At 27.2% G+C, this 12,082-nt stretch carries 8 protein-coding genes; 5 read left to right on the forward strand and 3 right to left on the reverse strand.

The genetic code is table 11. From position 1 onward, the window contains the following. Positions 1 to 37 precede the first annotated feature (37 nt). Positions 38 to 946: a UDP-N-acetylmuramate dehydrogenase gene (murB, locus tag HNQ06_RS01300; protein WP_184107144.1), complete on the forward strand. Its 909-nt coding sequence runs from the start codon at positions 38 to 40 to the stop codon at positions 944 to 946. Between the two features lie 9 nt (positions 947 to 955). Here murB and HNQ06_RS01305 read toward each other — a convergent pair whose 3' ends face one another. After that, positions 956 to 3,163, reverse strand: coding sequence for a methyl-accepting chemotaxis protein (locus tag HNQ06_RS01305; RefSeq protein WP_184107146.1), 2,208 nt, complete (start codon positions 3,161 to 3,163; stop codon positions 956 to 958). Positions 3,164 to 3,430: 267 nt separating this feature from the next. Between HNQ06_RS01305 and HNQ06_RS01310 the strand changes: the two genes are divergently transcribed. From HNQ06_RS01310 to argS, 3 genes are read left to right on the forward strand one after another with little or no spacing between them, the layout of a single operon-like run. Further along, positions 3,431 to 5,578 (forward strand): methyl-accepting chemotaxis protein, encoded by a 2,148-nt coding sequence (locus HNQ06_RS01310; RefSeq protein WP_184107148.1) that lies wholly within the window; start codon positions 3,431 to 3,433, stop codon positions 5,576 to 5,578. Between the two features lie 21 nt (positions 5,579 to 5,599). Continuing rightward, positions 5,600 to 6,226: a hypothetical protein gene (locus HNQ06_RS01315; RefSeq protein WP_184107150.1), complete on the forward strand. Its 627-nt coding sequence runs from the start codon at positions 5,600 to 5,602 to the stop codon at positions 6,224 to 6,226. Then, positions 6,219 to 7,976 (forward strand): arginine--tRNA ligase, encoded by a 1,758-nt coding sequence (argS, locus tag HNQ06_RS01320; RefSeq protein ID WP_184107152.1) that lies wholly within the window; start codon positions 6,219 to 6,221, stop codon positions 7,974 to 7,976. Before HNQ06_RS01315 ends, argS begins: the two co-directional genes overlap by 8 nt. Before the next feature lie 28 nt (positions 7,977 to 8,004). Here argS and HNQ06_RS01325 read toward each other — a convergent pair whose 3' ends face one another. Beyond that, positions 8,005 to 9,942, reverse strand: coding sequence for an AMP-binding protein (locus HNQ06_RS01325; protein ID WP_184107154.1), 1,938 nt, complete (start codon positions 9,940 to 9,942; stop codon positions 8,005 to 8,007). 25 nt (positions 9,943 to 9,967) lie between these two features. Further along, positions 9,968 to 10,681: a CPBP family intramembrane glutamic endopeptidase gene (locus HNQ06_RS01330; RefSeq protein ID WP_184107156.1), complete on the reverse strand. Its 714-nt coding sequence runs from the start codon at positions 10,679 to 10,681 to the stop codon at positions 9,968 to 9,970. Between the two features lie 113 nt (positions 10,682 to 10,794). Here HNQ06_RS01330 and HNQ06_RS01335 point away from each other — a divergent pair, with 113 nt between their 5' ends. Continuing rightward, positions 10,795 to 12,051 carry a ComEC/Rec2 family competence protein gene (locus HNQ06_RS01335; RefSeq protein WP_184107158.1) on the forward strand — a complete coding sequence of 419 codons (1,257 nt, stop codon included), beginning with the start codon at positions 10,795 to 10,797 and terminating at the stop codon, positions 12,049 to 12,051. The last annotated feature ends 31 nt before the right edge of the window (positions 12,052 to 12,082 follow it).

Consider the following 12,082-nt stretch of genomic DNA (forward strand, 5'->3'; position numbering starts at 1 on the left):
TGAAAAAATAAAAAATCTAATTTATTATTAAGTACGTATGCCTAAAAGCCTAAATAATTTTCTTAAAAAAATCAACATTAAGCCTCAAACAAAAAATCTAGCTGACTATACAACATATAAAATTGGAAACATTTCAAAATTATTTCTCACTCCTAAAAATATTAAGGAAGCTGAAAATATTTTTAAAGCAGCAATAGAAGAGGAAATTAAACTATTTATTCTTGGGGGAGGATCGAATATTTTGGTCAATGACGATAAAGAACTTGATTTTCCAATAATATACACTGGATATCTAAACAAAATAGAAATTCACGAAAATAAAATTATTGGCGAATGTGGTGCAAATTTTGAAAATTTATGTAAAATTGCACTTGATAACAGCTTAAGTGGCCTAGAATTTATCTATGGACTACCCGGAACACTAGGAGGCGCTGTATGGATGAATGCTAGATGCTTTGGAAATGAAATCTCTGAAATACTAAAAAAAATTACATTTATAAATGATAAAGGAAAAACTATTTGCAAAGAATTTAAAAAAGAAGACTTTAAGTATAAAATATCACCTTTTCAAAATAAAAACTTTTTCATATTAAAAATTGAATTGAATTTAAAAAAAGACAATAAAAAAATTATTGAAGAAAAAATGAATAAAAATAAGCAAGCAAGAATAAATAGGGGTCACTATCTATTTCCAAGTAGTGGAAGCACTTTTAAAAACAATAAAGCATTTCTCAAGCCTAGTGGACAAATAATTGAAGAGTGCAAACTTAAAGGATTAAGCATTGGAGGCGCCACAGTATCTAAATATCATGGAAACTTTATTATCAATATTAACAATGCCACTTCCAACGACATAAAAAGCTTAATTGAAAAAGTAAAAGCCGAAGTCTACTCGAAAACTGGGCTTTTACTTGAAGAAGAAGTTCTTTACATAGGATTCAATTAATCAAAAAGACTAAAAAAGAATATCTTTAATCTCATCATTAATCTTTTGAATCAATTGTTTTGTCTTTAATATCTTATCTTTAGAAGATTTCACCAAAGATGAATATTCTTGAAGAGAATTTACCGCATCTAAATTCATCTTAGAAACTTTAAACTCTTTTAAATCTTGGCTAAAGTTATTAAACTTGCTACTAATAAAATAATGGTTATTAAATATTTCTTTATACATATTCTTAGCATCTCTGATCTTAGTATCGTGAGATAAATACCTTTCTTTAAACTCGCCAATTTCTTTAAAGTGCTTAGCAAGAGTAAGATCTACTTTCTCATGTCTTGAAAAATTATTGTCCACATTATCTTGAATGTCTATGAAATTTTTATAAATTGTATCAATCTCTGAATTAATTACTGCAATAATGCTGTCGACCGTTTTAAGTTCATCTTTAATAGTTTTAGAATATTTTCCAGAATTAATAGCAAGCTTTCTAATCTCTTCAGCAACAACTGCAAAACTTTTACCTGCATCACCTGCTTTTGCTGCTTCAATTGCTGCATTCATAGCAAGCATATTGGTCTGAGCTGAAATTGAAACTAAAAGTTTATTTACGCTTTGTAAACTATTTGTTTGAGACAAAAGATCTGCAAAATTTTTATTCACATTTTCAAAAACAATATTTAAATCAAAAACTTTACTTTTAATATTTTCAATATCAGTAGAATTTATCGTAGCAACCTTATTAAAAATTTCCAAATTTTTATCTATACTATAGAAAAAACTAACATTCTCTTCAAAATTTGAAGAGATTTCCGATATATACTTATTGTGGTCATTAATCGGATCAGCAATAGATTCAAAGCCTTTTAAAATATCAGTAATTGATTTTTCAAATCTAGAAAAAGTATCTCTTAGCTGTTCGTAAACTAAAATACTAGAATCTATACTCTCAGCATTTGATATGGCAGTTTCTATTTGTTCCAAACATTCATTCAAATCTTCAGAATAAAATTTTATCTTCTCAAAAGATTCATTACTCTTAGAAGACAGATTATCTAGCTTTGAACTAATATAAGCAATAATAGACGAAGAATACTTAACCTCTAAGGGAGACTCAAGACTAAAAGGATCGCTTTTTGATTTTTGATAATCAACAATTCTGTTAAAATCATTAATTAATGAAAAAACAAAAGTATTACACAAATAAAATATAATTGCAAAAGATAATAATAAAAACATAAAAAATACAACCCAATTTGATTTAAACATAATAGGAATAGAATTGACATTTAAAATAAGCCCTTGAGTCAAAAAATCGTCGGTTTTTACAAAGTTCAAAGAATAAAAATCTCTTTCATAATTAAAAGTGTACTGAGAACCAGAAGAATCTTTTTTAGCATAAGCTATAACTTTGCTCAAAAAATTTTCGCTATAAGCCGTAGAAAAAGATTTGGCCTGAAGATTATTAAAATTTAAAAAAATGGGCATGTAATTTCTATCAAGCATAAAAAAATTATAATTCTTACTGCCAAATTTAAGAGAAGAATACAACTGATTTTCAATAATATCTAATGACTCGTCAAAGCATACTAAAATCCCTATCACACCCAATGTCGCAACAGAATCTCTAACCGGGAAACTTATTACAGAATAAATTTTCCCATCTATTTGCATATATCTTGAATAATACTTAGAATTTTTTTCTACAGGAACAGAATAAATTGGATCCAATCTAACATCTTTTAAGCCTAAAGATGAAAAATTTGAATTTGATATTAAAACATTTTTCCCTATAGGAATATAAAATATGCCTTCAAGTGAATCTTCTGCTAAAGGAATAGTTTTGAAAATTTTATCTATAGAACTAAATTCTCTTGACTTTAAAAACAAATCACTATTTTCATCTAAACTATCCCCCAATTTTAAACTTGAAGATAAAAGAAAGCTTTTTGAAGAATTCACCAATATCCCAAACCTATAGCTATCTTTTACAAGCTCCTCAAGAAACCTAGAGGATTCCGAATATTTAGCTCTAATAACAGAAGACACACTGTTTAAAAACAACTTAGAATCAAATTTAAAGCGATCCAAATATTCATTTTTATGATTCATATAAGCATAACCTATGAATAAAAAATTTAAAAAAAGAAATCCAAATAAAACTAGATAAAGAAATCGTTTAGTATTTTTCAGATTAACATCGATTAAATTCTCATCTGTCATAAAAGCTCTCCAAACATAACATTAGCATGATTAAAATCTTAAAACAAAACTTTCATCTTCATAAATCATATATAAATAATTACTAATAACAATTGGCAAATTAGACCTTTCTTTTTGAATCTTAAAGATTAAATCCTTCAAATATTTGCAAATAATTATTTTATTATTTAGCTACATGCATATATAATTATATAATAAAACATGTAGAATACTAAAAATTTAATGTTTTAAAAATTTTATAAAAAAACAAAATTTTGAGGGGAATTAGTGAAAAAAAAGAAACTTAACTCCAGCCTTTTTTATAAATTCAATTTTATAATTCTGGCATATACAATAATAATTATTGCAACAACCTTTTTGCTACTAGATCAAGGCTATAAAAAAATCATAACAAAAGAACTTCAAGATTTTACAAAATTCATTAACCAAGCAATGATTAAAAGCTTTTCTGACGAATCTAGAGAAATAATAAAAGCTTTAAGCGTATTAACAGCCAGATATGATTATAAATCTGCAATTCTGAATAACAAAAGTGAAGAGCACTTAGTATCTGACAAAATTTTAATTACACTGCCGTCTTTTATTAAAATAATAGAGTATGCAAACAAAGATGGATACATAATCGCATCAAGCGAAAAAAAAAGAAACGGTCAATACATAAGCTTAAAAGAATTGCTTCTGGGCAAAGCTATAACTACATTTCAAATTTCAATTCTTCACAACAGTTTAGTAAAAATAAATAACAATTTTTATATTCCAATAGCATATAAAATAACAGATTCAAAAAAATCTAATATTGGATATATTATTTTATATGCTGACATTTCAGAAAAAATTGCCGAACTAAAAGAATATCTTTTACTGCTTTTGGAAAACTCATTACTAGAACAAAATGCAAGCAGCCAAAATTCATCAAAATACTTTAATGTATACTTAATAAACAATAGTGGCGATGCATTTGGAGGAAAAGACGAGGTTTTAAAAAACATAAAACACATATTTGGCTTTAACCTAAAAACATTAACTGAAATACTAAATGCATTATCTCAAGGAAAGGCAAATTACAATACAAGCAATTCAAATGAAATAATCTCCTTAGCAAGGATTACAACATCCCATTGGTACTTAGGAATAAAAATAGATTATAACAACATATTTTCAAAAGAATTTAAAAATATGAGATTAGTTTCACTTTCCATTATATTTATTTTGGTAATAATTTTTATATTAATAATGATATCAACCATAAAAACTTTAATAATATCAAAAATAGATAAACTCAATGTTGTTATTCCAAAAGTTAAAAACGGTGACTTAACATTTAAAATCGAATCAAAAGGCAAAGATTCAATAAGTTCAACAATAAATCTTTTTGGTCATTTTATTGAAAATCTAAAAAATGTAATTAATTCACTACAAGAACGAGTAAAGCTGCTTAAAGAAAACGGAGACCATTTATTTAGCGAAATAAACAAAACCCACAATACAATAAAAAATTCAAATCAATACATAGAAAAAACACAAGAAGAAGTAGAAAAACAGGTAGAATTCATCTCTAATACAACAAACATAATTGAAAGTCTTTCAAAAAATATTTCATCCCTTGACAATTCAATTGAAACTCAAGCCGCAAGCGTTGAACAATCCTCATCAGCTATCGAAGAAATGATAGGAGGAATACAATCAATAACAGAAATAACTCAAAAAGCTGCAAAAAGCACAGAAGAGCTAAAAAGATTCTCTGATGATGGACGAAAAAAACAAGAAGAGGTTATTACTCAAATTAAAGAGATTTTCAAAAACTCAACAAGATTACAAGAAGCAAACTCTTTAATTTCATCTATAGCAAGCCAAACCAACCTGCTCTCAATGAACGCCGCAATTGAAGCATCTCACGCTGGTGAAGCCGGAAAAGGATTTGCCATTGTTGCAGAAGAAATAAAAGACCTAGCAGAACAAGTGACATCCCAATCAGAATCTGTTGCCTCATCAATTAACGAAATAATGGATTCAATAACCAAAACCGTAAACACCTCTGAATTAACAAATAAAGCTTTCAACCAAATATTCGATTCAATCAATTTGGTTGTTCAAGTAATAGAAGAAATAAATCACACAATGCAAGAGCAATCAATAGGTAGCCAAGAAATTTTAAAGGCTTTAAATACAATGCGGGAAATAACATATGAAGTAAAAATTGGTTCAAATGATATGTTTAGAGGCAACAAAGAAATCATTAGCACTATTAAACTGCTAGGAGAAATTAACATTACAGTCTCAAACTCAATGAAAGGTTTAAAAGAAGAAATTAATAAGCTCGTAGAAGCAATTGAGCGTATTAAAGTTTTAGGAACTACAAACTCAAGCCATATTTCTGAAATTAGTGAAAGTACAAATCAATTTAAAACCAAATAAACTAGATTAAAAGGAAATAATATGCAAAAAAAAACATTTTATAATACTGAAAAATATCTTAAAAGCCATTTAATGTTATTTCCTATTTTTGCTTATACAAAAAACTTTTTAGATGCTAGTATCGCATCTATTTGGATTTCAATATGCATTATACTTCCTGCCCTAATAATCAATCAAATAGAACTGAAAAAGCATAAAAGCCACATATTGGGGATATACCTATTAATAATAGGAATTTTTACTAGTCTAACTTACTTATTCATGCTCTATTTAACACCAACTTTATACAAAGAATTTAAATTTTCAATACCCATTTTAATAGCCATAATAATATCATTTCATAAAAACGAGCCTTTTAAAATGCTAAAAAATCCATCGATGATAATTAAATATTCTAAAATTCCAATTTTAATTTTCATTGCCCTAAGCTCAACAACCTCACTTATTAGAGAAATATTAAACACGGGTAATTTAAAACTTTTTAACACCGAAATACCTATAATAAAGGAGCTTATAAATACAAAAATGTCAGCTCACAGCTCAAACATTTTTATTGTAGCGTCTTTAATTTTACTATTAATCAATATGCTAACAAGTATTAAAGAAGAAAAAATTACTAAAAGTGTTAAAGAGGAAAAAAATGAATAAAGATGCTAAAAAAAAGATTAAAGACGAAATTAGTATTATAGTTGCCAATCTAGCATTATCAAATAACATAAAGCTAGATAAAATTAATATAAATATTCAAAAACCCCCAAAAAGTGCTCTAGGGGATATTTCCATATTAATGTTTGAAATTAGCAAAACCTTAAAACTCCCTATTGAAACCATCTCTGAAGAAATAATAAAAAATCTTAAAGCTAAATATGAAATTAAAGCTATGGGGCCTTACTTAAACATCAAAATTTCTAGAAAAGAATATATAAATAATACAATACAAATGATAAATACCCAAAAAGATGCCTATGGAACAAGCAAATATCTAGACAATAAAAAAATAATATTAGAATTTTCATCACCAAATACAAACAAACCACTGCATGTAGGACATCTTAGAAATGATGTAATAGGAGAAAGTCTGTCAAGAATATTAAAGGCTGTAGGTGCAAAAATTACAAAAATAAATTTAATAAATGACCGGGGAGTTCATATCTGCAAATCAATGCTTGCATACAAAAAATTTGGGAATGACATTACCCCCGAAAAAGCTTTCAAAAAAGGAGATCATTTAATTGGCGATTTTTATGTTAAATACAACAAATACTCTCAAGAAAATGAAAATGCTGAAAAAGAAATTCAAGATCTACTTTTACAATGGGAACAAAAAGATGCAAGCACAATTGAACTTTGGAAAAAGTTAAATAAATGGGCAATTGAAGGAATAAAAGAAACATACGAAATTACAAACACCTCATTTGATAAAATTTACCTTGAAAGTGAAATTTTTGAAATTGGTAAAAATGTCGTACTAGAAGGGCTTAAAAAAGGATTTTGCTACAAGCGAGAAGATGGCGCAATATGCATTGACTTACCCTCAGACTCAGATGAAAAAGTAGACACTAATGTAAAACAAAAAGTGCTCATAAGATCAAACGGGACATCTATCTATCTTACTCAGGATTTAGGAAATATAGCGGTTAGAACAAAAGAATTTAATTTTGAAGAAATGATTTATGTAGTTGGAAGCGAACAAATTCAGCACTTCAAAAGTTTATTTTTTGTAGCAGAAAAATTAGGACTTTCTAAAAACAAGAAACTTATTCATTTGTTACACGGAATGGTTAATCTTATTGATGGCAAAATGAAATCAAGAGAAGGTAATGTAATTGATGCGGATAATCTAATCTCAGACCTAACAGAATCAATAATACCCGAAATTACACAAAAAATTGAGAATAAAGGGAATGCTAAAAAAAATGCTTTAAATATTGCATTGGGAGCAATTCACTATTATCTACTAAAATCAGCTATACATAAAGATATTGTATTTAATAAAAAAGAAAGCCTATCTTTTACAGGAAATTCTGGACCATATATCCAATATGTTGGAGCAAGAATTAATAGCATTCTTGAAAAATATAACACAATTTCTATTCCTGTAACGGAAAAAATTGATTTTGAGCTTTTAAAGCATGAAAAAGAGTGGGAAATTATTAAAATTATATCGGAATTAGAAGAAAATATAATCAAGGCAGCAAAAGATTTAAACCCTTCAATACTTACCAGCTATTCATACTCGCTTGCAAAGCATTTTAGCACATACTATCAAGAAGTTAAAGTAATAGATATAAACAATACTGATTTAACAGCCGCAAGAATCGAATTTTTAAAAGCCATATTACAAACAATAAAAAATTGCATGTACCTGCTCAATATCCCTTATATGTTAAAAATGTAGACAAGAAAATTTTGCAAAATTTTCTTGTCTAATATCCGTTTAAATCTAAGTCACTTTTGCTAAAAATTAATTTTATTTTATCTTCATACTTTTTGGTTATATAATATCTTTTTAACTTAAGAGTATTGGTAAGTTCTTCCCCAATTGAAAAAGGCTCCTGAAGCAAAACAAAGCCTACTATTTTTTCAAAATTTTTAAAACCTAATTTAGTATTAATAGTATCTGAAATATGCTTAGAATAAAGTTTGTTGACGTCCTCATTGGTTAACAAATCGTCTCTGGAAGAAAAAGACACTCCACTAGAATTCGCCCATTTTTCAAGATTGTCAAAATTAGGCACAATAATAGCCCCCAAAAATTTTTGATCCTGGCCAACAATCATAATATTTTCGATAAACAAAGATTTACCCAAAACTCTCTCAAGAGGTTCAGGCTCAATATTTTCTCCACCTCTTAGAACAATTGTATCCTTGCTTCTACCAACAATTGAAATTTCATTATTAATTGTTAATCTAACCAAGTCTCCGGTGTTAAACCACCCATCTTCTGTTAAAACTTCATTTGTCTTAGCCTTATCCTTAAAGTAGCCGCTCATTATTTGTGGTGATCTGACCCAAAGCTCGCCTTTTTCTCCATAAGGCAAAACTCTCCCATCAATTCCAACTACTTTGTATTCAACATCTGGCAAAATAGGCCCCACAGTTCTTGCTACAGGTCTCTTAAGGCGCCTAACACTTAAAATAGGACCCGTTTCAGTAAGACCGTAGCCCTCAAGAACTTTAATTCCTACAGCCTTGAAAAAATAATCAACATAATCAACCAATGCCCCACCACCAGAAACCCCAAATTCAAAATTTTGCCCAAGGGCATTTTTTATTTTTCTAAATACTAAAATATCACCTAATAATTTAATAGGAAAAATTAAAACAATCCCAACAAATAAAAATAATTTTGAAAAAAGCAAAATAAACAAATTGGTTTTTTTATAAATAGGAGAAAGCCCTAAAAACCTCTCCTTAAGCTTTGCATAAATAATTCCAATTTTTAAAAACCCTCCAAATACAAGCTTCTTAATAAAAGATTCTGATACCTTTTTAATAATACCTATTCTTATGCCTTCCCAAATTCTAGGTACAGAAATAATCATCTGAGGATTTAAAAGTAAAAAATCTTTTAACAAAACAGGGCCTATGGGCTTTGAATATGCAATTGCTATGCCCTTTAAAGCAACTATATATTCACAAGACCGCTCAAAAGAATGCCAAAGAGGAAGAATAGAAATCATTATCTTGCCAGGTTTAAGCGTTGGAAGATAATCATAAAGTCTATCTAATTGAAAAATAAAAGATTCATGCCTCAGCATTACTCCCTTTGGCATGCCTGTTGTACCAGAAGTATATATTATAGTTGCAATGTCTTTTGAAGAACCTTTTTCAATCTCCATATCAAATGACTTTGGATTAGCTCTTAAATACTCAGTTCCAAGTTCTAGTAATTTTTTATAAGAAAATATAGTAATATTCCCCATTTTTTCTTCATAAGATTTATCATCATCAATAACAACAATACATCTAACTAATCTAAGATCATGTTTTTTGGATAAAACCTTGTGAAGTTGCTTATTGTTTTCAACAAAAATAAAAGTGGATTCAGAATGGTTAATAATATAAGTTAATTCATCTTCAGAAGAATCATTTCCCCTGGGAACATCAACACAACCTAACCCCAAAGTAGCAATGTCAATTATTATCCATTCCCTTCTAGAATCAGAAATAATTACAACCTTTTCTCCCCTTTTAATGCCACAATACAAAAGCCCAGAAGCCACTCTTTTTGTCTCATTCCAAAAATCAGTATATATTTGCTTCTTAAAGCTTTTAGATTCCCCTTCCTTATATATAAAAATATCAAGCTCACTATAAAGAGCCACCACCTCTTTAAAACGCTTAGGCACAGTATCTCTCATAAATCCCCCTCATAACAATTTAAAATTAATTTAAAAAAAGCAACAGACTACTAACAATAATATTATAAAAACTATGTATAAAAATCACATAATATACATTTTTATACCTTAAATAGGTAAAAGCAAAAAATACCCCTAATATAAATGTAACCAAAAATCCTAAAATTCCATAATATAAATGCCCATAGGCAAAAAATATACTACTAAGAATAGCGGTAACTACAACAGGAAATCCCATTTGTGTAAACTTAGTAATAACAAAAGCCCTGTAAAAAAGCTCTTCAAAAGCTCCCGTAAAAAAAGAGGTAAAAGTCATTAAAAAAAATGCTTTTTTACTGCTAATCTTCCAATTAAATCCAGCATTGTTTTGAAAATAATAGACAAGCACCGATTCTGGCAACAGATATTCGAGCAAAAAAGCTATCAAAAAAATGACTATCATTGAAGTCAATATTGTTTTAATAAAAATTAAAACAGACTCCCAAATAAAAATAAATTTAAATTTAGGAATAAAAAACTCTACTCTAAAATCATCACAAGAACTGGTAAGTTTAAAAAAATAAATTATAAAAATAATTAAAAAAGATCTTGAAATCCAAAAATAAAAATGGTTTTCATCAACATTCCAAAATTCTGAATTAACATTTTCAAAAGGAGATGCCAGATAAACAACGGCGTAGACCAAAAAAAGTTCAAGCAAAGCCCGCTTGAATGAATATTTATTTTTTAACAATTGCATAAAGTATTGTAATTAAATAATTATTAATTGTCAACGAATAAATTGATTGATTAAACAAAACAAATTAAAATTAAAAATATAATTATTTCTAAATAAAAATAGGAATATTATAAATGATTTTAATATTTATCCTTATTTCACTTAATTTATCAATTCAATACTATTCAAAACTCAATTTAATTTATTTTAATACAATACTAGCATTATTTTTTATTATAATAAATAACAAACACTTAGCACTTAGTTTTATTTTTTACACAATATTGCTATTAGGCTTTCAAGCTAGATTAAATTTTAAAACATTAAAAAAAAATATTTACCAAATAACAAACATTAAAAATTTTAAAAAAGATTCAAAAACCATTGTCGAAGTAATTGACAATAAATCAAATACATACAAATTTGACTTCAAAAATATTGAAAATATTTACAAAATCGGAGATGTCATTAAAATTGAAAACCAAAAAATAAAACTTATTAAAAGGTCCTTTTTTACCAAGCTTAGAGAAAAATATACAAATACCTTAAATAATTTTTTTAATGCATTAAATCCTAGTTATTCCCATTTTTCAAAAGCAATAATTTTGAATATCAAATCAGAAATAACAAGATATGAAAAAACATTATTTCAAAATGCAGGGATTGCCCACATTTTGGTAGTGTCTGGACTACATTTTTATTTAATAAGTTTAATAAGTTATTATTTACTTTTAACAATAACAAATGAAAAATTAAAATACTTAATGCTAAGCATAATTTTATTAAATTATCTAATATTGACTGGATTTACACCTTCAACACTAAGATCATTTCTAATGACAGAATCTCTTATAATATATAAACTAATTTACGGCAAAATTAATTTAATAAGCTGTATATCTATTAGTTTTATAATAAATGCTTTTGTATTCCCCGAAACACTAAATTCAATAGGATTTCAGCTCTCCTATCTTGCAACAATAGGAATATCAGCATCAGTTCATCTAAAAAATAGATATGGTCTTAACAGACTAGCATCATCAATGCTTACAACATTTTTTATTCAAATATTTACCTCACCAATAATTTATATTAACAATTTTGATCTAACACCAATCTCAGTATTTTCAAACTTAATAATTATTCCACTAATATTAATTTTCTTAGTAATAACAATATTAAGCTTAATAACTTACTTTTCAAGCTTGAACTTATTTTTTTCCCTTGACCTGATAAATGCCTACATATTTCAAATAATAAAAATTACAGCAACATTTTTTAGCAAATTCTTTATAGTTGAGCACCACCAAATACCTATATTTTTAATATTAAGTATTCTTCTTATAACTTACATTATTTATAATAACGAAACTAAAAAAAGATTAAAATAATTTAAAAATAGCTGCCATTATGAAGAATAAT

It is taken from the genome of Borreliella lanei (genome assembly GCF_014205895.1).
GTDB classification, from domain to species: Bacteria; Spirochaetota; Spirochaetia; order Borreliales; family Borreliaceae; genus Borreliella; species Borreliella lanei.

Excerpts from the sequence above, each read along its gene's own strand:
- HNQ06_RS01330 (WP_184107156.1), bottom strand. The coding sequence starts at position 10,681 with ATGCAATTGTTAAAAAATAAATATTCATTCAAGCGGGCTTTGCTTGAA.
- HNQ06_RS01315 (WP_184107150.1), top strand. The coding sequence starts at position 5,600 with ATGCAAAAAAAAACATTTTATAATACTGAAAAATATCTTAAAAGCCAT.
- HNQ06_RS01335 (WP_184107158.1), top strand. The coding sequence starts at position 10,795 with ATGATTTTAATATTTATCCTTATTTCACTTAATTTATCAATTCAATAC.
- argS (WP_184107152.1), top strand. The coding sequence starts at position 6,219 with ATGAATAAAGATGCTAAAAAAAAGATTAAAGACGAAATTAGTATTATA.
- HNQ06_RS01305 (WP_184107146.1), bottom strand. The coding sequence starts at position 3,163 with ATGACAGATGAGAATTTAATCGATGTTAATCTGAAAAATACTAAACGA.
- murB (WP_184107144.1), top strand. The coding sequence starts at position 38 with ATGCCTAAAAGCCTAAATAATTTTCTTAAAAAAATCAACATTAAGCCT.
- HNQ06_RS01325 (WP_184107154.1), bottom strand. The coding sequence starts at position 9,942 with ATGAGAGATACTGTGCCTAAGCGTTTTAAAGAGGTGGTGGCTCTTTAT.